This is a genomic window from Nonomuraea soli (assembly GCF_013761175.1).
In the GTDB taxonomy this organism is placed as follows: Bacteria; Actinomycetota; Actinomycetes; order Streptosporangiales; family Streptosporangiaceae; genus Nonomuraea; species Nonomuraea soli.
Genome location: NZ_JACDUR010000003.1, coordinates 32,632 through 54,523, shown reverse-complemented (window position 1 = coordinate 54,523; position 21,892 = coordinate 32,632). Strand labels below are relative to the sequence as shown.

Annotated in this window: 23 protein-coding genes; 17 read left to right on the top strand and 6 right to left on the bottom strand. The window is 69.8% G+C overall.

Annotated features, from left to right (window positions below):
* Window positions 1–33 precede the first annotated feature (33 nt).
* Window positions 34–681: a response regulator gene (locus tag HNR30_RS13035; protein ID WP_181610104.1), complete on the bottom strand. Its 648-nt coding sequence runs from the start codon at window positions 679–681 to the stop codon at window positions 34–36.
* Window positions 678–1,793 carry a sensor histidine kinase gene (locus HNR30_RS50095; protein WP_181610103.1) on the bottom strand — a complete coding sequence of 372 codons (1,116 nt, stop codon included), beginning with the start codon at window positions 1,791–1,793 and terminating at the stop codon, window positions 678–680. Before HNR30_RS50095 ends, HNR30_RS13035 begins: the two co-directional genes overlap by 4 nt.
* A 74-nt stretch (window positions 1,794–1,867) precedes the next feature.
* On the opposite strand from HNR30_RS50095, the gene HNR30_RS13025 reads away from it, so the two are divergent.
* The 9 genes from HNR30_RS13025 (at window position 1,868) to HNR30_RS12985 (ending at window position 9,183) form a co-directional block, all read left to right on the top strand.
* Window positions 1,868–3,031: an acetoin utilization protein AcuC gene (locus HNR30_RS13025; RefSeq protein ID WP_181610102.1), complete on the top strand. Its 1,164-nt coding sequence runs from the start codon at window positions 1,868–1,870 to the stop codon at window positions 3,029–3,031.
* A gap of 14 nt (window positions 3,032–3,045) precedes the next feature.
* Window positions 3,046–3,828 (top strand): phosphatase, encoded by a 783-nt coding sequence (locus tag HNR30_RS13020; protein ID WP_181610101.1) that lies wholly within the window; start codon window positions 3,046–3,048, stop codon window positions 3,826–3,828.
* 312 nt (window positions 3,829–4,140) lie between these two features.
* Window positions 4,141–4,344 (top strand): helix-turn-helix domain-containing protein, encoded by a 204-nt coding sequence (locus HNR30_RS13015; protein WP_026214222.1) that lies wholly within the window; start codon window positions 4,141–4,143, stop codon window positions 4,342–4,344.
* 206 nt (window positions 4,345–4,550) lie between these two features.
* Window positions 4,551–4,649, top strand: coding sequence for a 30S ribosomal protein bS22 (locus HNR30_RS13010; RefSeq protein ID WP_018654693.1), 99 nt, complete (start codon window positions 4,551–4,553; stop codon window positions 4,647–4,649).
* A 20-nt stretch (window positions 4,650–4,669) separates the two neighbouring features.
* Window positions 4,670–5,626, top strand: coding sequence for an NAD-dependent epimerase/dehydratase family protein (locus tag HNR30_RS13005; protein ID WP_181610100.1), 957 nt, complete (start codon window positions 4,670–4,672; stop codon window positions 5,624–5,626).
* A complete protein-coding gene (locus HNR30_RS13000; protein WP_181610099.1) occupies window positions 5,623–6,525 on the top strand; it encodes a lysophospholipid acyltransferase family protein in 903 nt (300 codons plus the stop codon). The genes HNR30_RS13005 and HNR30_RS13000 overlap by 4 nt, the downstream gene beginning before the upstream one ends.
* 71 nt (window positions 6,526–6,596) lie before the next feature.
* Window positions 6,597–7,178, top strand: a complete 582-nt coding sequence (locus HNR30_RS12995; protein WP_181610098.1) for an RNA polymerase sigma factor — start codon at window positions 6,597–6,599, stop codon at window positions 7,176–7,178.
* A gap of 1 nt (window position 7,179) precedes the next feature.
* Entirely contained in the window at window positions 7,180–8,154 is a 975-nt protein-coding gene (locus HNR30_RS12990) for an LCP family protein (RefSeq protein ID WP_181610097.1), read from the top strand.
* A gap of 33 nt (window positions 8,155–8,187) precedes the next feature.
* On the top strand, window positions 8,188–9,183 hold the full coding sequence (locus HNR30_RS12985) for an alpha/beta fold hydrolase (RefSeq protein ID WP_181610096.1): 996 nt from the start codon (window positions 8,188–8,190) through the stop codon (window positions 9,181–9,183).
* A 91-nt stretch (window positions 9,184–9,274) separates the two neighbouring features.
* Here HNR30_RS12985 and HNR30_RS12980 read toward each other — a convergent pair whose 3' ends face one another.
* The 3 genes from HNR30_RS12980 to HNR30_RS12970 form a co-directional block, all read right to left on the bottom strand.
* Window positions 9,275–10,150 (bottom strand): HAD family hydrolase, encoded by an 876-nt coding sequence (locus HNR30_RS12980; protein ID WP_181610095.1) that lies wholly within the window; start codon window positions 10,148–10,150, stop codon window positions 9,275–9,277.
* Window positions 10,151–10,169: 19 nt separating this feature from the next.
* The gene (locus HNR30_RS12975; protein ID WP_181610094.1) at window positions 10,170–10,787 is read right to left on the bottom strand and encodes a DUF5667 domain-containing protein; all 618 of its coding nucleotides are present in this window, start codon (window positions 10,785–10,787) and stop codon (window positions 10,170–10,172) included.
* Window positions 10,788–10,849: 62 nt separating this feature from the next.
* Window positions 10,850–11,476: a sigma-70 family RNA polymerase sigma factor gene (locus HNR30_RS12970; RefSeq protein ID WP_181610093.1), complete on the bottom strand. Its 627-nt coding sequence runs from the start codon at window positions 11,474–11,476 to the stop codon at window positions 10,850–10,852.
* A 188-nt stretch (window positions 11,477–11,664) separates the two neighbouring features.
* Here HNR30_RS12970 and HNR30_RS12965 point away from each other — a divergent pair, with 188 nt between their 5' ends.
* Window positions 11,665–13,239: a putative quinol monooxygenase gene (locus HNR30_RS12965; protein ID WP_181610092.1), complete on the top strand. Its 1,575-nt coding sequence runs from the start codon at window positions 11,665–11,667 to the stop codon at window positions 13,237–13,239.
* Between the two features lie 604 nt (window positions 13,240–13,843).
* Here HNR30_RS12965 and HNR30_RS12960 read toward each other — a convergent pair.
* A complete protein-coding gene (locus HNR30_RS12960) occupies window positions 13,844–14,080 on the bottom strand; it encodes a glutaredoxin family protein (RefSeq protein ID WP_181610091.1) in 237 nt (78 codons plus the stop codon).
* A gap of 118 nt (window positions 14,081–14,198) precedes the next feature.
* Between HNR30_RS12960 and HNR30_RS12955 the strand changes: the two genes are divergently transcribed.
* The 7 genes from HNR30_RS12955 (at window position 14,199) to HNR30_RS12925 (ending at window position 21,883) form a co-directional block, all read left to right on the top strand.
* Entirely contained in the window at window positions 14,199–14,891 is a 693-nt protein-coding gene (locus tag HNR30_RS12955; protein WP_181610090.1) for a redox-sensing transcriptional repressor Rex, read from the top strand.
* The gene (locus tag HNR30_RS12950) at window positions 14,888–16,135 is read left to right on the top strand and encodes a glutamyl-tRNA reductase (protein ID WP_181610089.1); all 1,248 of its coding nucleotides are present in this window, start codon (window positions 14,888–14,890) and stop codon (window positions 16,133–16,135) included. Before HNR30_RS12955 ends, HNR30_RS12950 begins: the two co-directional genes overlap by 4 nt.
* A complete protein-coding gene (gene hemC / locus HNR30_RS12945) occupies window positions 16,132–17,031 on the top strand; it encodes a hydroxymethylbilane synthase (protein ID WP_181610088.1) in 900 nt (299 codons plus the stop codon). Before HNR30_RS12950 ends, hemC begins: the two co-directional genes overlap by 4 nt.
* Before the next feature lie 35 nt (window positions 17,032–17,066).
* Window positions 17,067–18,572, top strand: coding sequence for a bifunctional uroporphyrinogen-III C-methyltransferase/uroporphyrinogen-III synthase (locus tag HNR30_RS12940; RefSeq protein WP_181611072.1), 1,506 nt, complete (start codon window positions 17,067–17,069; stop codon window positions 18,570–18,572).
* Window positions 18,573–18,583: 11 nt separating this feature from the next.
* The gene (hemB, locus tag HNR30_RS12935; RefSeq protein WP_181610087.1) at window positions 18,584–19,567 is read left to right on the top strand and encodes a porphobilinogen synthase; all 984 of its coding nucleotides are present in this window, start codon (window positions 18,584–18,586) and stop codon (window positions 19,565–19,567) included.
* Window positions 19,568–19,705: 138 nt separating this feature from the next.
* Window positions 19,706–20,335, top strand: coding sequence for a bifunctional DNA primase/polymerase (locus HNR30_RS12930; protein WP_181610086.1), 630 nt, complete (start codon window positions 19,706–19,708; stop codon window positions 20,333–20,335).
* A gap of 303 nt (window positions 20,336–20,638) precedes the next feature.
* Window positions 20,639–21,883 carry an MFS transporter gene (locus tag HNR30_RS12925; protein ID WP_181610085.1) on the top strand — a complete coding sequence of 415 codons (1,245 nt, stop codon included), beginning with the start codon at window positions 20,639–20,641 and terminating at the stop codon, window positions 21,881–21,883.
* The last annotated feature ends 9 nt before the right edge of the window (window positions 21,884–21,892 follow it).

Here is a 21,892-nt window from a genome sequence, read left to right as displayed (position 1 = left end):
CCGTTCCGCGCGCGGGGCTCTAGGACGGGGGTCCTACTCCCCGGGAGTGACCAGTCCCGCCTCGTAGGCCACGATCACCGCCTGCGCCCTGTCGCGCACCTCCAGCTTGCCGAACAGGCTCGTCACGTGGTTCTTGACTGTGCTGGGGGAGACCTCCAGCAGGCCGGCGATCTCGGTGTTCGACAGGCCGCGGCCGATGAGGGTGAGGATCTCCTGCTCCCGCGCGGTCAGGCCGGTGACCGAGCCGCGTGGCCGCACCGGGCCGCGCACGAACGTGCCGATCAGCCGCGTGAGCAGGCGCGGCGCGACGGCGGCCTCGCCACGGTGCACGACGCGCACGGCCTCGGCGAGCTCCTCGGGGGAGATGTCCTTGGGCAGGAAGCCACCGGCTCCGGCGCGCAGGGCGGCGACGACGTTCTCGTCGAGGTCGAAGGTGCTCAGCGCCAGCACTCTCGTGCCGGGCAGCGAGGCGGTGATCCGCTCGGTAGCGGCCACGCCGCCCAGCCTGGGCATGTGCAGATCCATGATCACGACGTCGGGTTCCAGCGCGCGGATGACCTCCAGCGCCTCCAGGCCGTCGCCCGCCTCGCCAACGACGCGGATGTCGGGCTCCGAGTCGAGCATGAGCCGGTATCCGGTCCTGACCAGGGCATGGTCGTCGACGAGCACAACGGAGATCACAGGGGTAGCTTCGCAAACACGCGGAAGCCTTTGGAAGGCCGTGGCCCGGTTTCGAGACGCCCGCCGCACAACGCCACCCGCTCGGCCATGCCGCCCAGGCCGAAGCCCGACCCGTTGCCGCCCACCGCGCCCAGGCCGTCGTCGAGCACCTCGACCTCGACGCCGTCGTCGAGGTAGGCCAGCCGCACGCCGGCACGCGCACCGGGGGCGTGCTTGCGGGTGTTGGTGAGAGCCTCCTGCACGATCCGGTAGACCGCGTGGTCGACGTGCGTGGGCAGAGGCACGGCCTGGCCGTCCACGGAGAAGGTCACCGGCAGCCCCGCCTTCCTGACCTGCTCCACCAGGGCGGGCAGTCCGCCGGTGCCCACCCCGGTGGCGGCGTCGGGACCGTCGCCGGAGTCGGCGCGCAGCACGTCGAGCAGGTGGCGCATCTCGGTCAGCGCCTCGCGCGAGGTCTGCTCGGCGGACGCGAGCGCCTCGCGCGCGGCGTCGGGATCGCGCGGCATGACCGAACGCGCTCCGCCCACCAGGGCGTTGATGACGGTCAGGTGGTGGGCGACGACGTCGTGCAGCTCCCTGGCGATCCTGCGGCGCTCGTTCTGCACGGCGGCGTCGGCGAGGGCCTGGGCGTCACGCGCCTTGAGCTCGCCGCGGATGCGGATGTACTGCCCGGCGCCCACACACAACATCGGGGCCGCCAGGCCGACGAGGACCGGCGGGATCAGGCTCAGCCACGAGGTGACCAGCGGCAGGTTGAAGCTGACCACGACGCCGGTGTAGACGACCGCCAGCCCCGCCCCCACTCGCCAGGCGGTGCGACCGGGAGCGTAGCGGCCCAGGCTGTAGAGGGCGATGCCGGCGACGAAGGGCATCGAGCCCGACACCCTGGTCACCGTCGGGACCAGCTCGATGGTGCTGGTCAGGATGGCGACCAGCACCGGGCGGCTGCGCCGTACCAGGAGCGGGAGTACGGCGCCCACGAAGAAGACGGCGCTGGTCAGGACCTCGGACCGGTCGGCGTAGACGGTGGTGAGGACCGCTCCGAGTACCGCGGGCACGGCGAGAACGCACACCAGCGTGATGTCGAAGATCTTGGACCGGTTCACCCGCATGGCCTCGACCCTAAGTGGATATCCGGAATCTATGCTGCGGTAACGTCGGCCCCAAGTCGCGAGGAGGGAGACCCATGTCCGGACCGGCGCGGGTGATCTGGGATGACGACCTGACGTCATACGACTTCGGCCCTGGGCATCCTCTGGCCCCCGTCAGGGTCGAGCTGACCATGGCACTCGCCCGCGAGCTGGGCGTGCTGGACAAGGTGGAGCTGACCGGCTGCGGCCCGGCCACCGACGACGAGCTGTCGCTCGTCCACAAGCGCGACTACGTCGAGGCGGTCAAGCGTGTCTCGGCCGACGGCAGGGGCGACCTGTCGGTGGGCCTGGGCACGAGCGACAACCCGGCCTTCGCCGGTGTGCACGAGGCCTCCGCGCTGATCGCCGGCGCCACCCTGGCGGCCGCGCGGTCGGTCTTCGAGGGCGCCTCCCTGCACGCGGTCAACGTCGCGGGCGGGCTCCACCACGCGATGGCCGGCATGGCGAGCGGCTTCTGCGTCTACAACGACCCGGCCGTGGCCATCGCCTGGCTGCTGTCGCAGGGCGTGTCCAAGATCGCCTACGTCGACGTCGACGTCCACCACGGCGACGGCGTGCAGGCGCTGTTCTACGACGACCCGCGGGTGCTGACGATCAGCCTGCACGAGTCGCCGCGCACGCTGTTCCCCGGCACCGGATGGCCCGGCGAGACGGGAGCGGAGGGCACGGCGGTCAACGTGGCCCTTCCGGCCGGCTGCGGCGACTCCGGCTGGCTGCGGGCCTTCCACGCGGTGGTGCCTCCGCTGCTGCGCGACTTCCAGCCGGAGTTCCTGGTGACCCAGCACGGCTGCGACAGCCACGCGCTCGACCCGCTGGCGAACCTGATGCTCAGCATCGACGGGCAGCGTACGGCCTACGCCGAGCTGCACAAGCTCGCCCACGAGACCGCGGGCGGGCGCTGGATCGCCACCGGGGGCGGCGGCTACGAGCTGGTGCAGGTCGTCCCCAGGGTGTGGACACACCTGATCGCCGAGGCCTCCGGCCACCCGATCGACCCGGCGACCCCGACCGGCGAGGCGTGGCGTGAGCTGGTCCGCGAGCGCACCCGCGAGGTGCCGCCGCTGACCATGACCGACGGCAGACATCCGGAATTTCTGGATATTTCTTCTGGTTATGACCCGGCAGACCCCATCGACCGGGCGATCATGGCCACGCGCAACGCGGTCTTCCCGTACCACGGGCTCGACCCGCTGCCCTGAAGGGAGAGCTCACGTTGTCCAGCCGCGACGAACTCCGCGAGCACCTGGTGAGGACCCGCATCGCGGGCGACGTCGCGACCCCGCGCGAGAACAACCTCGACCACTACGCCTCCCTGGCCCATCGCGACCCGCACTACACCTTCGGCCTGACGGTCGAGCAGCCGTGGTCCTTCCGCGATGTCCTGGCCCTGATGGCCAAGTCCGCGGGCGTCAGCGCCGACCCCAAGCACCGCTACGGCCAGGACACCATCGACCCCGAGCTCACCATCGACGCGCTCGACGCGATGGCCGACCGCGTCGCGGCCGTCCTTGAGCGGCCGGACCCCACGGTCATGCTGGCCACCGGCCACCCGACCGGCCTGCTCGCCATCCACCTGGAGCTGGCGCGCTTCCTGCGCGAGCGCGGGGCGCGGCTGCTGACCCCGGCAGAGGGGTGGAGCTATTGGGGTCAGGCCTTCGGCCGTAAAAGGGTCATACGCTATCTGGGCGATGTCGCCATGCTCGACGACCGCGGCGGATTCGTGCACACCCACGACCCCGCGCCGATGCAGGCGATGCTCGCCGCCCTGGGCGACGAGCGTCCGGATCTGGTCATCGCCGACCACGGCTGGGCGGGTGCCGCGGGCGAGGCCGGCCTGCCTACCGTGGGATTCGCCGACAGCAACGACCCGGCGCTGTTCGTGGGCGAGGCGGAGGGGAAGATCGATGTGGTCGTGCCGCTCGATGACAACGTGCTGCCCCGTTATTACGAGCCGTTGGTGAACAGGCTCGTCACACGAGCCTCAAGGGTCCGTTGAGTCGAATTCGGTCCTGCCTATACCGTCTTTTCGCGCCTGCATTTCGGGAGGCTCGTCGTCCCTTTGCCAACTTTTGGGAGGGGTGGGGCGACTCTTATGTGTACGAAGTTGGACAGTTCCAACCTTCAGGCGAGGGGCACGAACTGGCTGCTGGCCAGCGACTTTGCTGGTTTCGCTGACAGGAGGCTCCGATAACTGGGAAACTAGGGGGTTTGCGCACTCGGAGTCCCGACTTACGCTGACGGCAGTACACGTGCGTGAGCAATGGCACCAGTGGGGATAACCCGGAAACACGTGCGGAAGAGGCGTCCGATGGGTGCAGGCGAAAGACCTCTCAGCGAGGTGAAGTTCCTGACCGTGGCAGAAGTGGCCACTGTCATGAGGGTGTCCAAGATGACCGTGTACCGACTGGTGCACTCGGGCGAGTTGCCGGCCATCAGGGTCGGCCGTTCCTTCAGAGTGCCCGAGCAGGCGGTCCACGATTATCTACGGGAGGCCTACATCGAGGCGGGTTGAGGACGACCTTCTCAGCCCTTCGGGTAGCGTCCATCCGAGACTGGGCGTGAATACGTAGCTGGGCGGGGTGCCCTCCGGTTGGGAAAGACAACCGGAGGGACCCTGGACCCCAGGGGGCGATCTACCACGGATCGCCGGTAGTCTGTGACCCGGTGTGCGCTCGCGCACCGGTTTCACTTGTAGATCACCATAACCCTGGGGGTCCCATGGGCTCTGTCATCAAGAAGCGCCGCAAGCGGATGGCCAAGAAGAAGCACCGCAAGCTGCTCAAGAAGACGCGCATCCAGCGGCGCAACAAGAAGTAGGACGCAGCTGTGAGGCGCCGATGACCCACACCGTGCTCGTCACCGGGGTCTCGCGCCATATCGGCGCGCGGGTGGCGAGCGTGCTCGCGGCCGATCCCGGCATTACCCGAGTCATCGGGGTCGACACCAAGCCGCCGCGTGACGGCGGCTTGTCGCTCGGCAAGACCGAGTTCGTCCGTGTCGATCTGCGCAGTCCCGACATCGCCCAGGTGATGGCGGCTGCCGACATCGACACGGTCGTGCACATGAGTCTGGTGAGCGCCCCCACGAAGGGGGCCGGCCGGGCCGTCATGAAAGAGCACAACGTCATCGGCACCATGCAGTTGCTCGGCGCCTGCCAGCGTTCGGCCACCGTGTGCCGGGTCGTGGTGCGCTCCACCACGGCCGTCTACGGCTCGTCTCCCAGAGACCCCGCGGTCTTCACCGAGGAGTTCGAGCCGCACGACGGTCCCTCGCACGGATACGCGAAGGACGCCGTGGAGGTCGAGGGCTACGTGCGCGGCTTCGCCCGCCGCAGGCCCGACGTGACGGTCTCCATGCTGCGCTTCGCCAACTTCATGGGACCGGGCGTCGACTCGCCGCTGACGCGCTACTTCTCCCAGCCCGTGCTGCCGACGGTGTTCGGCTTCGATCCACGGCTGCAGTTCGTCCACGAGGACGACGCGGTCGAGGTGCTGCGACGCATGGCCACGGAAGACCACCCCGGCACGTTCAACGTGGCCGGGGCGGGCGTGCTTGTGCTGTCGCAGTGCGTCCGGCGCGCGGGCAGGTTCCCGCTACCGCTGCCTTCGCCGGCCTTCAGCATGCTCGGCGAGGCCGCCAGGAAGGCGGGGCTGGTCGACTTCTCTCCCGAGCAGCTGCGCCTGATGAGCCACGGCCGCGCGGTCGACAGCTCGCGCCTGGCCGCCGAGCTCGGCTGGCCGCTGAAGTACACGACCGCGGCGGCCTTCGACGACTTCCTGAGGTGCCTGCGATGACGGCCGAAGAAGCGCGGGTGATCCCGATCAGCGAGGCGCCCTCCTACGAGCCGCCCTCCGGCCAGGAGGAAAGGCTCGCCCGGCTGCTGGCCTTCATCAGGCGGCGGCTCACCGGCGAGTACGAAATCGACGAGTTCGGCTACGACGCCGAACTGACCGACGGCGTGCTCATGGAGCTGGTCCGCCCGCTGTACAAACACTGGTTCAGGGTCGAGACCGTCGGCCTCGACCGCATCCCCGCCGACAGCGGCGCGCTGGTGGTGGCCAACCACTCCGGCACGCTGCCGATCGACGCGCTGATGATGCAGGTCGCCCTGCACGACGAGGCAGGCCGCCCGTGCCGCCTCCTGGGCGCCGACCTGGTCTACCAGCTGCCGTTCCTGGGCCATCTGTCGCGCAAGTCCGGACACACCCTGGCCTGCCGCGAGGACGCCGACCGGCTGCTGCGCAAGGGCGAGCTCGTCGGCGTCTTCCCCGAGGGCTTCAAGGGCATCGGCAAGCCCTTCTCCGAGCGCTACAAGCTGCAGAGATTCGGCCGAGGCGGCTTCGTGGCCTCCGCCATCCGCGCCGGCGTGCCGATCGTGCCCACCGCCGTCGTCGGCGCCGAGGAGATCTATCCCAAGATCGGCGACCTCAAGACGCTCGCCCGCCTCCTCGGCCTGCCGTACCTCCCGATCACGCCGTTCTTCCCATGGCTGGGGCTGGCCGGGCTGGTGCCGCTGCCGTCGAAGTGGATGATCGAGTTCGGCGAGCCGATCCGCACCGACGAGTTCGAGCCGGCCGCGGCCGACGATCCGATGGTGGTGTTCAACCTCACCGACCACGTGCGCGAGAGCATCCAGCAGATGCTCAACGAGCTGCGGCTGCGACGCGGGCACGCCTTCCCGCCGTTCTTCTAGCGGCGCGTGAACCCCAAGGGGACGAAGCGGCGAGACATGTCCGACAGACTCCCCGACGGAAGACCTCCTCCATGACCGCACCCCCGCTCGCCCGGGTCACGGACAGTGACGTGATCCGGGAGTCCCTGGCCGAGCCGGAGGCGTTCGCCGAACTGTTCGACCGCTACTCCGGCATGATCTTCAGATACGTGTCCAAGCGGCTCGGTCCCGAGCCCGCCGAGGACCTGGTGGGCGAGACCTTCGCCGTCGCCTTCGCGCGCCGGCGCTCCTACGACCAGACCTACCTCGACGCCAGGCCGTGGTTGTTCGGCATCGCCACCAAGCTCGTCGCGCGGCACCACCGCTCCGAGGCCGCGCGTTACCGCGCCCTGCTGCGCAGCCCCCAGGACGGGCCCGTCGAGTCGCCCGCCGAGCGGGTGGCGGCCGGGGTCTCCGCCCAGGCGGCCAGGCGGCGGCTGGCGACGGCGCTGGCCGTCCTGCCCAAGAGGGACCGTGACGCGCTGCTGCTGTACGCCTGGTGCGACCTGACCTACGAGGAGGTGGCCAGAGCTCTGGACATTCCCGTGGGAACCGTACGGTCAAGGCTCAACCGGGCCAGGCGCAAGGTGCGGGCCGAACTGGGCGAGACCAACCCGTTGACCGAGGAGGCGTGACATGGACGACCTGACGATGCTGCGCGATCTGGGTCGCGAGCTGGAGAACGAGCCGCCGGCCAGGCTCGTACGGCAACGCGAACGCGTCTTCCGTAAGCCTCGCCCCCGGCTGGGATGGCTGACCATCTCGCTGGCCGCGCTGGCCACGGCGGTGGCGATCGCCGTCCCCGCCGTGATCGCCGACCTGCGGCCGGTCCTTCACGGGATCCCCGCGACAGCACCTCGTACGGCGATGAACGTGCTGCTGGTCGGCTCCGACACCCGCGAGGGCCCGGAGAACGCCAGGTACGGTCCGGCGCTGTCGCGAACGGACGCCGGGGGCAGGTCCGACACGCTGCTCGTGGCGCACATCCCCGCCGACCGCACGCGGATCAGCGTGGTGAACATCCCGCGTGATTCGCTGGTCGAACTGCCCCGCTGCGGGGGCGGGCGGCTCGGCATGATCAACTCGGCCTACAACGCCGGTGGTGTGGCGTGCGCCAGGGAGACCGTCGAGAAGCTGACGGGCCTGCGCGTCGACCACACCGTGGAGATCGACTTCGCCGGGCTCAAGGGCGTGGTCGACGCGCTGGGCGGCGTGGAGTTCACCGTCCCGGAAGACATCAGCGACCGCCAGGCCAAGCTGGAGCTCAAGAAGGGCAGGCAGGTGCTCAACGGCGAGCAGGCGCTGGGCTGGCTGCGGCTCCGTCACCTGGGCGACGGGACCGACCTCGCCAGGATCAAGCGGCAGCAGGCCCTCATGGCGGCCATGGTCGGCCAGGTCAAGCGCAGCCTCGACGATCCGGCGAAGATCAAGCGGTTCCTGGACTCCGCGGTGCGGATGGTCAGGACCGACCTCGATCCGTCGGTGCTGTACACGGTCGCGGGCAGCGAGGTGAAGTTCCTGAGTGTGCCCGTCGGGCCGCATTCCGAGGACCCGAACCGGCTCCGGTGGCTTCAGCCTGATGCGCAGAAGTTGTTCGACAAGCTCAAATAGCTCTTATTGGATAATTCGTCTAATCTCTGGCTCATGAGGAAGAGCGTCGTGCTGCTGGCCGGTGTCGGAGTCGGCGCCGCCGCGGGCCTGCTGGCCCGGCGGCGGCGCGCCCGCCCGGCCGCACCCGAGCCGGCCAGGGGCGAGCAGGTCACCGTGACCACCGCCGACGGGGTACGGCTGGCCGTCGAGGTCGACCGGGTCACCGATCCGAAGGCGGCCGTGGTGTTCGCCCACGGATGGGTGCTCAACCGGCACGCGTGGTTTCCCCAGCGGGAGGCCCTGGCCGGCGAGGCCATGCTGGTCGCCTACGACCACCGCGGGCACGGCGCCTCCACCGCGGGATCCTCCGACTGCTGCACGATCGACCAGCTCGCCGAGGACCTCGAAACGGTCATCGAGGCCGTCGTGCCCGCCGGGGTGCCGGTCGTGCTCGTCGGGCACTCGATGGGCGGGATGACCGTCATGGGGCTGGCCGCGCGACGGCCCGAACTCTTCGGCGAGCGGGTGCGGAGCGTGGTGCTGATGAGCACCTCGTGCGGCGGGATGGCGGGCAACACCTTCGGCCTGCCGGGTCCCGTCGGCCGCCTGGTGCCCCGGCTGACGCCGCTGGTGATGGAGCGGGCGCTGAAGCAGGCGGCGTGGATCGACCGCCGGGCGTCGGTTAGGGCGCGGACCAACCGGCCGGCGACCCGCTACCTGGCCTTCGGGCCCGGCGCGCGGCCGCAGGACGTGAAGCTCGTCAACGACATGATCGCCGCGACGCCCACCGAGGTGATGGTGGGGTTCTTCAACGGCATCCTGGCGCACGACAAGCTCTCGGCGCTGCGCGCGCTCGCCGGGGTCGAGACGCACGTGCTGGTGGGGGCGCGCGACCGGCTCACCTCGCCCGCCCACGCCCGCCGCATCGCCGAGGCGCTGCCGCACGCCACGCTCACGGTGGTGCCCGCGGCGGGGCACATGCTCGGCCTGGAACGCCCCGACACGGTCAACGAGGTGCTCCGACGCCTGGTGAAGACCGCTGGGCGCTGAGGCGTCAGGCCTTTCGGACGCCTGGTGAAGGCAGCACGCCTTGACAAGGCCTTGCGGACGCCTGGTGCAGGCCGAGCCGGGCGTTGAGGCGTCAGGCCTTGCGGCGGTAGTGGCGGCGCAGGGCCAGCGCGGCGGCGATGCCGCCCGCCACGACGCCCGCCCCAGCCGCGACCGGGATGGCGATCATGGTCGCCTTCCGCCCCGTGCGGTAGTCCTTGATCGGCCAGTCGTGCTTCCTGGCGTGCTCGCTCAGCTCCGAGTCGGGGTTGATCGCCACAGCGTGCCCCACCAGCGACAACATCGGCAGGTCGTTGGCCGAGTCGCTGTAGGCGGTGCACCGCGTCAGGTCGAGCCCCTCGCGACGGGCCAGCGCCCGCACGGCCTCGGCCTTGGCGGGCCCGTGCAGCAGGTCGCCGACCAGGCGCCCGGTGTAGACGCCGTCGGCGGTCTCGGCGACCGTGCCCAGCGCGCCGGTCAGGCCGAGCCGCTGCGCGATGACACGCGCCAGCTCGACCGGCGTCGCGGTGACCAGCCACACCCGCTGCCCCGCGTCGAGGTGAGCCTGCGCCAGGGCGCGGGTGCCCGCCCAGATCCGGTCGGCCATCGCCTCGTCGTAGATCTCCTCGCCGAGCCGTACGACGTCTTCGACCTTGCTGCCCGCGACGAAGGCCAGGGCGGTCTCGCGCGCCACGGCGATGTGCTCGGGGTTCTCGCTGCCGCGCAGCCGGAAGGCGGCCTGGCCGACGGCGAACTTGACCAGGTCGGAGGTGCTGAACATGCCGCGCGTGGCCAGCCCCCGCGCGAAGTGGTAGATCGAGGCGCCGCGCATCATCGTGTTGTCGACGTCGAAGAAGGCCGCCGCCTGGGTGTCGGGCGCGACCGGCAGCGTGGCCACCGCCGCCGCTGCCGCGACCTCACCGGCGATCTCCGCTTCCACCTGCTGACGTCGTCGAAGTAGCCGCCTCATGAAGTCAGCTTAAGGGGTCTCATTGAGGGGCTTCGAGCTCGGCGATGTAGTCGAGGTAGCCGTAGACCTGCTGCTGCTGATCGCCGTCCATCTGGTCGAGCATCGGCTCGATCATGTTGCGCTGGGTCTCGGCGAACTTCTTGATCTCCGCCGAGCGGGGCAGCTTGCTGATGCCCGACCTGGTCGACTCGGCCATGTCCTTGAGCGTGGCGGAGACGTGCGGGCCGCCCGTGGGGGAGTGCAGCAGCGCGTTGAGCTCCTCGGCGCGCGTCTGGGCCGACACCAGCTCGCGTTCGGCGCGGTCGACCGGGTCGGCGCTGAGCCGTACGAGAGTGTCCTCCGCGGCCCGCTTGAGCGGGTAGAGCGCGTCGCCCGGCACCGAGTGGTAGGTCAGCACGGCCGAGAGCATCATCGAGGCGGCCAGGCCCGCGGTCGCCAGCTGCGACAACCAGGAGGCGCGGCGGCGGACCGGCGCCCTGGCCGCCGAGGGCGCGTCGCCGGTCTCCGGGCGCGCGGCCATCAGCTGGCGGCGCAACCGCGCGCGGAAGTCCGCGTCGGGGTCGCCGCCCAGCGGTCCCGCTCCCAGCTCCGACAGCTGGGCCAGGAGGCGCTCCTCCTGAGCCCTGCGCTTACGCATGTCCCCCTCTTCCCGGAAGATCCACGGGTGCACAGTGCCTAACGACAGGTCGCCGGGGGAGGTTACGCCAGGTCGGCTCTGAGTGCTCTGGCGAGGGCACGGACGGCTCTGAACTGCAGCGCCTTGATCGCTCCACTCTTCTTCCCCATGATCAGCGCGGTCTCCGCAAGGGAGAGCCCGTGCAGGAACCTCAGCACGATGCACTCCTGCTGCTCGGGGTTGAGATCCCGTACGGCACGCAGCAGGTGGTCGTTGACCAGCGCGGTCACCACGGCGTTCTCCGGGATGTGCGCGCCGTCCAGGGGGACGTCGAGCACCTCTCCCGTGGCCACCTCCAGGCGGTAACGCCCGGACTTGAAATGATCGGTGACCAGGTTTCTCGCGATGGTCACGAGCCAGGCTCCGAAGTCACGGCCCTGCCAGGTGAAGTCGGTGATTCTGCGAAGCGCGCGGAGGAAGGTCTCGCTGGTGAGATCCTCGGCGAGCGGGTGGGAACCCACCCGGAAGTAGATGTAGCGGTAGACCAGATCCAGATATCGGTCATAGAGCGTTCCGAAGGCGTCGCTGTCACCGGTCTTGGCGCGTAAGACCAGGGTGCGCAGCTCGTCTTCGCGCACGGCAGGCTCGCTCGCCCGGGTCGGCTTGGTGAGAGTCCCGGCGAACGTGCCCGCGAGTGGTGCTTCTGGCATCCGGCATCCCTGGGGGTTCGGCGTGCTCGAACACTCTAGAAATCAAGCAGGAATTCCACAATGCACCAACATGCTGAGTTGAGCACGCTGGCATGGGCACCGGCGGGCTCCAGATAACGTGTGGCGCAACCCGTTTCCCCTCTTCGGCTATCCGCTGGGAGGTCTTGTCAGGCAGCATTGGAGTCATCATGGAGATCCTTGTTGCTGTATTGGCGTTCGCCGGCGCGTTGCTCGCCGTCATCGCCGCGGGCGCGCTGATAAGCCGCCTGCGCGAGGAGGCGGAGGGGTATCTCATCGCCTGGACCGTTGCAGCGATCGCCCTGGCTCTGGCGCTCGCGGCGGTGGGCACGGGTTGCCTGATGGGCTTCGGCATCGTGACCTTCAAGATCTTCCAGCTCGGCGGCTCGCTGCTGGCGCCCCTGTGGATGGCCATCGGCCTCGTCCAGCTGCTGGCCGAGCGGGTGCCCGTCAAGTTCGCCGGATGGCTGTTCGGCATCGCCCTGACCGTCGTGGCCTCCGTGGTGATGGTCTTCGACCCGTTGAAGGCCACCGTGACGGGCAACACGCTGCCGACCGGCGGCGCGCACTGGGCGATCATCCCCGGATCCCTGCTGTTCGGCGTGCACGTCCTGGTCACGCTGATCATGATCACGTGCATCGTGGTGGCGGCGCTGCGCTGGCGCACCGGCGACGAGTACGACACTGACAACCTGCACGCGGCGCTGGTCATCGCACCCTCCGGGCTCGCGCTGCTGGGCGCGCTCAGGTTCACCGTGCCGCCGATCTTCACCACCGCGCTGCTGCTCGTGGCGGGCGCGGGCATCTGGTACTCCGTGCTGCGCCCGCTGGCGCCGTACGAAGACGACGAGGAGGATGACGACATCGATCGCGCCTACGCGAAGCGCGCCGTGGACACACCGGCCGTTTCGCCCCGCCGATCCTCGTCCGGGCTGGGCGACCTGGTGGCCGAGTACCGCGCGGGCGACAACGAGCTCGCTCCCGCCCGCGCCGAGTCCTTCGACGCCGGTCCCGCCACGGGCATGTTCGCGGGCGGCGACTACGGCTCGCTCCCGCCGGAGTTCGAGCGGGTCAGCTCGTCGCGCACGACGGGCTACGGCCCGGCCGACGGCGCCGGCGGCGCCGGCGAGTACGGCGCGACCGGTGCCTACGGCGCGGCCGCCGGTTACGGCGCGGGCGGTGCCAACGGCGCGGGCGGTGCCACCGGCGCGGCCGCCGGTTACGGCGCGGGCGCCGCGGCGTCCGGCGAATACGGGCGTCATGGCGCGCCGCAGCACATCCCCGGCGACTACCGGGCCCCGCGCACCGGCCCGCACGCCGCCTTCCCCGCCGAGCCCGTCGCCCCCGCTCCCGCCACCGGCGCCTTCTACCCCGGCGCCGAGATCCAGGCAGCTCCAGGGGGCTCCACCCGCCCCTCGCCGAACATCTTCGGCATGCTCACCGTCTTCACCCTCATGGACGGCTCGGGCGACGCCTTCGACCGGCTCGCCGACGACACCGTCGAGGCCGTACGGCGCAGCGAGCCCGACACGCTCATCTACGTCTGCCACGGGGTGAAGTCGGCGCCGCTGCAGCGCATCATCTACGAGCTCTACCGCGACGAGGTCGCCTACGCCGACCACCAGCGGCAGCCGCACGTCGTGCGGTTCGTCAACGACCGCCAGGCGATGGTGCTGGCGACCAACGTCATCGAGCTCAATGTGAACGCGGCCAAGGTGATGCCGCTCCCCACGGCGATGTTCTGACGCGCTGTCGTTGGCGCCCGGCCGTCGGTGGCTATCCTCCAGGGCGCCCTAACGCTCCAGATCGCCCCATCGCCCATCCCTCGGCCAGCCTTGCCGCAGTCCTCCTCTACAGCCCTCCTCCGTCGCCTGTAGCCCCGCAGAAGGGCTTCGCATCGGGCGCTACGCGCCAGGCGGCTCAGGCTGTTGCTTCCAGTCGCGCCGAGGCCGCGACCCCTGGAGGGCCTCGCTCCGCCCGCGCACCCCGTGGTGAAGCGGTTCGAACCTGGCAGCGCTCACCCAAGGCGGGCGGCGATCAGCCATCTCGGGCCACACTGCCGCCGGAACGGGCAACTGTGTGGCGTACTCCGGTCGCTAGAGGACGCGGGTGCTTCTCCAACACCAACCGCCAGGTTTCCTGGCCTGTTCAGCACCAGACCCAAGGGGGTGCCGTGATCTCGCTGCCGGGATCAGGTTCGTGGAACTCACCCTCACAACCGCTTCCCAACCGACAACTCACGCTCGGCTTCCGCACGTCGGTCGGCGTCGGGGACGAGGGCCTGGCATGGGGGTGAGCGCCAGCCGACGCTCGAGAACTCAGCGACATTGCCGACAAGCCGGCCAGCCATCACCCCGACAGCGCCGCGCGCAGGCGGTCTTCCGAGACACGCCAGAAGTCGTGCTGCACCCCGTCCACCAGCGTCACCGGGATCATCTCCCAGTACTTGTCGTACAACTCCCGGGACGACTCGATGTCGATCTCTTCCCAGGAAACCCCCAGCTCGCCGGCCACTTTGGAGATCACCGAGCGGGCGTCGTCGCACAGATGGCAGCCCGGCTTGCCGAGGAGGGTGACGCGATGCATAGCCCCAGACTATCCACTGACTTTGTGCGTCGGTTCACAAAGGGATTAACCTGAAGGATGGTTCGATTTCATTGACGCGATCCCCACCACGGGGATCGCCCGCACGACCTGGAGCTCCGTGTCCCGTCGCCCCTCTCCGACCCGTGACCGCGGCATTCCCGAGGCGACGGTGGCAAGGCTGCCGCTGTACCTGCGGGCGCTGACCGGGCTGGCCGAACGCGGGATCGCCACGGTCAGTTCGGAGGATCTGGCCGCCGCGGCGGGCGTGAACTCGGCGAAGCTGCGCAAGGACCTGTCCCACCTGGGCTCGTACGGCACGCGCGGCGTCGGTTACGAGGTCGAGTACCTCGTCTACCAGATCTCCAGGGAGCTGGGCCTGACCCAGGACTGGGCGGTGGCGATCGTGGGAGTGGGTAACCTCGGTCGCGCGCTGGCGAACTACGGCGGCTTCGTCTCCCGGGGTTTCCGGGTGGCGGCGCTCCTGGATGCCGACCCCGAAGTGGTGGGCGACACCATCGCGGGGTTGAATGTTGTCCACATCGACGAACTTGAAACCGTGATCAAACGGCGAGGGGTGTCGATCGTGGTCCTGGCGACCCCGGCCCAGGCGGCACAGGCGGTGTGCGATCGCGTGGTCAACGCCGGAGTCACCAGCATCCTGAACTTCGCCCCCGTCGTGCTTTCCGTGCCGGAGAGCGTCGAAGTCCGTAAGGTCGACCTATCGATCGAGCTGCAGATCCTTGCGTTCCACGAGCAGCGCAAAGCGGATCGCGAAAGTGGGGGGCCACTCATGGCCGTGGAGAACCAATGAGCGTTCTCGTGGTTGGACTGAGCCACCGGACCGCTCCGGTGGCGTTGCTTGAGCGTGTCTCGCTGGGCGGCGAGCGGCTGGAGAAGCTGCTCTTCGACGTCCAGCAGGACGTCTGCGTGGCCGAGGTCATGGTCGTCTCGACCTGCAACAGGGTCGAGGTCTACGCCGCGGTGGACAGGTTCCACGCGGCGCTGAACGCGATCACCGAGCTGCTCGCCGTACACACCGGGGTCGGCGCCGACGAGCTGACCCGCAGCCTCTACGTGCACTACGAGGACCGCGCGGTCGAGCACCTGTTCTCGATGGCCGCCGGGCTCGACTCGATGGTCGTGGGCGAGGGCCAGATCCTGGGCCAGGTGCGGCAGGCGCTGCGGCTGGCGCAGGAGTGCGGCACCGTCGGCGCGGTGCTGAACGAGCTGGTGCAGCAGGCGCTGCGCGTGGGCAAGAAGGCGCACGCCGAGACCGACCTGGACCGGGCGGGGCCGTCGCTGGTGAGCGCGGGACTGGAGCTGGGCGGGCCGGTCGAGGGCAAGCGGGCGCTGGTCGTCGGGGCGGGTGCGATGAGCGGCCTGGCGGTCGCGACGCTGCGGCGCGCGGGCGCGGGCGAGATCGTGGTGGCCAACCGGACCTACGACAAGGCCGTACGGCTGGCGCAGGAGGCCGGTGGCCGGGCGATCGGGCTCGACGACGTACGGCTCGACGACGTGGATCTGGTGATCACCTGCACGGGGGCGGGCAGGCACCTGATCACCACCTCGATGATCACCGGTCCGGTGGTCCTGCTCGACCTGGCGATGCCGCACGACGTGGATCCCGCGGTGCGCGAGCTGCCCGGCGTGACCCTGATCGACCTCGAGACGATCAAGGAGTCCGGCATCGGCGCCGGCGGCGAGGCGGTCCAGGCCGTCAGGCGGCTGGTCGCGCAGGAGCTGGAGGCCTACCTCGGCGCCGAGCGCGCCGCCCGGGTGACGCCGACCGTGGTGGCGCTGCGCAGCAAGGCGGCCGACGTGGTCGAGGCCGAGCTCGGACGCCTCATGATGCGCATGCCGGACCTCGACGACAAGGCGCGCGACGAGGTCGCCCAGACCGTCAGGAGGGTCGTCGACAAACTGCTTCACGAGCCAACTGTGCGTGTCAAGCGGCTCGCGACGTCCCCGGCGGGCGATCATTATGCGGAAGCTCTGCGCGAGCTGTTCGATTTGGACCCGAAGATGCCGGAAGCGGTCAGAGAGGTGGAGGGATGAGACTCGGCACCCGTAAGAGCCTCATGGCGACCACCCAGTCGCAGATGGTCGCCGACCTCTACACGGAGCGGACCGGCCAGGCGATCGAGCTGGTCGGCATCACGACGTTCGGCGACGTGACCAAGGCCCATCTGGCCCAGCTCGGCGGCACGGGCGTGTTCGTCAGCGCCCTGCGCGACAAGCTCGTCGAGGGCGAGGTCGACTTCGCGGTCCACTCGCTGAAGGACCTGCCGACCAAGCAGGACGACCGTTTCGTGCTCGCGGCCCTGCCGGAGCGCCACGACCACCGCGACGCCCTCGTCGGCACCGCCAAGCTCGCCGACCTGCCCGCGGGCGCCAAGGTCGGCACCGGCTCACCGCGGCGCATCGCGATGCTGCGTGCCCTGCGCTCCGATCTGGAGTACGTCCCGATCCGCGGCAACGCCGACACGCGCATCGGCAAGGTGCACTCCGGCGAGCTCGACGCGGTCGTCCTGGCCAGCGCCGGGCTGACCAGGCTCGGCAGGCAGGCGGAGGTCGCCCAGATCTTCGAGGTCGAGGAGCTGCTGCCCGCCCCCGGACAGGGGTCGCTGGCCGTGGAGTGCCTGGCCGAGCGCACCGACCTGATCGAGTTCCTCAGCGTGCTCGACTGCGAGCGGACCCGCAACGCCGTGGTCGCCGAGCGCACCGTGCTCAACGCGCTCGAAGCCGGTTGCTCCGCTCCGGTGGGTGCCTTCGCGCTCGACGACGGGCACACTCTGAACATCACCGCCGCTGTCGTCGCCATCGACGGCACGCGGGCGGTTCGCAAGTCCGCCGCCGGTTCCTCTTCGGACGCCGCACGCCTGGGCCGCCTGCTGGCGGCGCAGATGCTGGCCGAGGGGGCCGACAGATTGATGGGGGAGCATTCCCATTGACCGCCGATAGTCCAACCACAGCGTTCGTGGCCTTCGTGGGAGCCGGCCCCGGCGACCCCAACCTGCTGACCCTGCGCGGTGCCGAGCTGCTGGGCAAGGCCGACGTGGTGGTCCTCGACGAGGACGCCTTCGGCCCGCTGCTGCAGCACTGCCGCGAGGGGGTCGAGGTCCTCGCGGGCGACTACATCCCGCGCGCCAAGGCGGGCAAGCTCGTCGTGCGCGTGTGCGAGGGTGACCCGATGCTGTTCTCCTCGATCTCCGAGGAGGCCGCGGCGTGCGCAGCCGCGGAGGTGGACTTCGAGATCGTCCCGGGGGTGCCGCCCGCGACCGCCGTGCTCACCTACGCGGGCATCCCGCCGGCGGCCGCCGTACCCGAGTTCAGGGTCGTCGACGCGGCCATGGAGCAGGACTGGGCCTCCCACGCCGCCTGCCCCGGCACCCTGGTCATCTACAACGGCATCGACCAGGCCGTGCCGATCGCCAAGGCGCTGATCGCGGGCGGCAAGCCCGACTCGACGCCCGCCGCGGTCTCCAGCGCCGGCACGACGACCGAGCAGTACACCGTCGTGACGACGCTCGGCCGCATGCAGCCCGACCTCAAGCACGCCGGCTTCACCGAGCCCGCGATGATCGTCGTCGGCGACGCCGTCGGCATGCGCGACCGGCTGTCGTGGTTCGAGACCCGGCCGCTGTTCGGCTGGCGGGTGCTGGTGCCGCGCACCAAGGAGCAGGCAGCGGGCCTGTCGGAGCAGCTGCGGTCCTATGGCGCGGTGCCCGAGGAGGTGCCGACCATCTCGGTCGAGCCGCCGCGCACCCCGCAGCAGATGGACAGGGCGATCAAGGGCCTGGTCACCGGACGCTACGAGTGGGTCGCCTTCACCAGCGCCAACGCGGTCAAGGCGATCCGCGAGAAGTTCGAGGAGTACGGCCTCGACGCCCGCGCCTTCGCCGGGCTCAAGGTGGCCGCCGTGGGCGAGGCGACCTCGCAGGCGCTGGTGGAGTTCGGGGTCAAGCCCGACCTGCTGCCGACCGGCGAGCAGTCGTCCGAAGGCCTGCTGGCCGAGTGGCCGCCCTACGACTCGATGCTCGACCCGATCAACCGGGTGCTGCTGCCGCGCGCCGACATCGCCACCGACACGCTCATCGCCGGTCTGACCGAGCTGGGCTGGGAGTGCGACGACGTGACGGCCTACCGGACCGTGCGCGCGGCCCCGCCGCCCCAGCCGATCCGCGAGGCCATCAAGGGCGGCGGCTTCGACGCGGTGCTGTTCACCTCGTCGTCGACCGTCAGGAACCTCGTCGGCATCGCGGGCAAGCCGCACAACGTCACGGTCATCGCGGTCATCGGGCCGCAGACGGCCAAGACGGCCGAGGAGTTCGGGCTGCGCGTCGACGTGATGGCGGACAAACCTTCGGCTTCCGCCCTGGCCGCGGCGCTCGCGGAGTACGGTCAGAAGAGACGACAGGCCGCCGTCGCTGCGGGCGATGTTCCCCGGCGGCCCTCTCAGACGCGTCGAGGGGCGCGCCGCCGACTCAAGTAGAGGTTCGTTCTATGACTAGCCAGTTCCCCGCGGCGCGACCGCGGAGGCTTCGCCGTACCCCCGCGCTGCGCCGCATGGTCACCGGGGTGCGGCTGCACCCGTCGGAGCTGATCCTGCCGCTGTTCGTGAAGGAAGGGCTGACCGAGCCCCGGCCGGTCGGTGCCATGCCGGGCGTCGTCCAGCACACCCGCGACTCCCTGCGCAAGGCGGCCCACGAGGCCGCCGAGGCGGGCGTCGGCTGCGTGATGCTCTTCGGCATCCCCGAGGAGAAGGACGGGTACGGCTCGGCGGCCGACGATCCCGAGGGCATCACCCAGGTGGCGCTGCGCGACCTGGCCGCCGAGGTGGGCGACGCCCTGGTGGTCGGCGCCGACACCTGCCTCGACGAGGTGACCGACCACGGCCACTGCGGCGTGCTCACGCCGTCGGGAGAGGTCGACAACGACCTGACGCTGGAACGTTACGCCTCGATGGCGGTCGCGCAGGCCGAGGCGGGCTCGCAGCTGATCTCCCCGAGCGGCATGATGGACGGCCAGGTCGGCTACATCAGGCGGGCGCTCGACCGCGCCGGCCACCCGCACGTCGCGATCCTGGCCTATTCGGCGAAGTTCGCCTCGGGCTTCTACGGGCCTTTCCGTGAGGCCGTCGAGATGCCCGCGAACTTCAGCAACCGCAACGCCTACCAGCAGGACCCCGCGGGCTACCGGGGCGAGTCGCTGCGCGAGGTCGCGCTCGACATCGAGGAGGGCGCCGACATCGTCATGGTCAAGCCCGCCCTGGCCTACCTCGACATCCTGCATCAGGTAAAGGCCATGTCCGACGTTCCCGTTGCGGCCTACCAGGTCAGCGGTGAGTACGCCATGATCGAGGCGGCCGCGGCCAACGGCTGGATCGACCGGGAGCGGGCGATCATGGAGTCTCTCGTCGCCATCCGGCGCGCGGGGGCCGATCTGATCCTCACCTACTGGGCGACCGAGGTGGCGCGGAGTCTCTAACCGGGGGTTTCCCCTCAGGTGCTGAGGCCTGTGCGTTAGAGTGCACAGAACAGTGCGGGTGTGTCCCATGTGAAGGCTTCTCGTGTGCGTTTCTGCCCGGGGTCTGGACCACTCCAGATTTCGGATGGGAGTTGAAGCATGGTCGGCGTACCTCTTGCCCGGCGCACCAGGAAACGGGTCGCGCACCCCACCCGCATCGACATCGTGCTCGGCTATGCGGCTCTGGGCTGGGCGTGCGCTCCCGGCGCGCATCCCATGCGCCACGGCACGCGGGCGTGTTCGTGTGACCGCATCGGCTGTCCCGACCCCGGTCAGCATCCGCTCTCGCCCGCCTGGAACGTGCAGGCCACGACGGACACCGCGATGCTCACCCTGTGGTGGCAGCGTGAGGCCGAGGCGAATGTGATTCTTCCCACGGGCAGGGTCTTCGACGTCTTCGACGTACCCGCCGCCCACGGGCTCTCCGCCCTCTCCCGCATCGACGCCGCAGGCGTCTTCACAGGCCCGGTCGCCGAGAACGGCGACCGGGTTCTGTTTTATGTGGCCACCCGTGGCAACCCGGACGACGAGGACGAGTGGTGGTCGTGCAGTCTCGACTGCGTGCCCTCGGCCATCGAGGACACGCCGGGGCTGCGCTGGCACTGCCGTGACAGCTACGTGCTCGCTCCCGGTTCGACCCTGCCGGGCGGCCGCTCGGCCACGTGGCTGCGGGCGCCCGACCACCGCCCGCTGCCCGATCCGCTGAGGATCCTCGACTTCCTGGTCTAGCCGACCGCGTTCATCGCGGGGTAGAGCTCGCGGGCGTGTGTCCCGCTTGAGCCACCCCGACCGCCGGAGCCTGCCTTGACCACGCTCCGCCATGATCACCTGCGCCGTGCCCGACGCTCACAAGATCCGGGCAAATGGCAACAAAAGGGATTCTTTCTTCACAGCAGTAACGCTCTGTTGTGAACTTCGTGCTCCCTTGACTGCCTCAATAACGGACTGCAATACTCCTTCCAGTTATGGAAGTGATGTTTCCGTTAAGTGGAAACTAGGAAATCCACCCCCCTTCTTCCTGGACGAGTGGTCATGTCAGACACCCCCGTTCTCTCCTCCGCACCAACGCCCAAGAACACGTCCGACGGATATGCGAAGCGCGCCATTTTCGCTTCCGCCTCCGGCTACGCCATGGACGGCTTCGACCTTCTGATCCTCAGCTTCGGCATGCTGGCGATCGCCCAGAGCTTCGGGGTGAGCAAGGCCGAAGCGGGTGCGCTCACCTCCGTCACCCTGTGGGGCGCCGTCGTCGGCGGCGTCCTGTTCGGGGTGCTCGCCGACCGGTTCGGCCGGGCCAAGATGCTGGCCTGGTCGATCATCCTCTTCGCCGTCTTCACCGGATTGTGCGCGCTATCACCGAACCTGGAATCCCTCGCGGTCCTGCGCTTCATCGCCGGCATGGGCCTCGGCGGCGAGTTCGGCATCGGCATGACACTGGCGGCCGAGGCGTGGCCCGCGGCCAAGCGCGCCAGGGCCACCGCGCTGGTCGGCATCGGCTGGCAGGTCGGCGTGCTCGCCGCCGCCTTCATCTCGCCCTGGGCCATCTCGCAGTTCGGCTGGCGCGGCCTGTTCGCCATCGGCGCCGTCCCCGCGGTCATCGCCTTCGTCGTGCGCAAGCGCATCGGTGAGCCGGAGATCTTCCAGCGGGCCAGCACGGAACCGAAACCGAGCTTCGGCACCCAGCTCAAGATGCTCTTCGCCGACCGGCCCACCACGATGGCCACCATCGGCATCCTGGTCCTCTGCTCGGTGCAGAACTTCGGCTACTACGGCGTGATGACCTGGCTGCCGACCTATCTGAGCGACTCGCTGGGGCTCGGACTGACCAAGTCGAGCCTGTGGACCGCCGTCACCGTCGTCGGAATGATGGCCGGAATCTTCCTGTTCGGCCAGTTCGCCGACAAGTTCGGCCGCCGGCCCACCTTCTGGGCCTACCAGGCGGGAGCCGTGGTCAGCCTCCTGGTCTACAGCCAGCTCAGCAACGAGGTCGCGCTCCTGTTCGGCGGCGCGGTGATGGGCTTCTTCGTCAACGGCATGCTGGGCGGGCTCGGCGCGCTGATGGCCGAGAGCTACCGGACGCAGATCAGGTCGCTCGCGCAAAACGTTCTGTTCAACCTCGGCCGGGGCGTCGGCGCCTTCGCCCCCGTGGTGGTCGCGCTGGTCGCCACCGAGCACGGGTTCGCCATCGCCATCGGGGCGCTCGCCGCCCTGTACGTCCTGGAAATGGTCGCCATGCTGCTCATTCCCGAACGTAAGGGCGTCGCGCTCGCCGACTAGGAGGGCCCC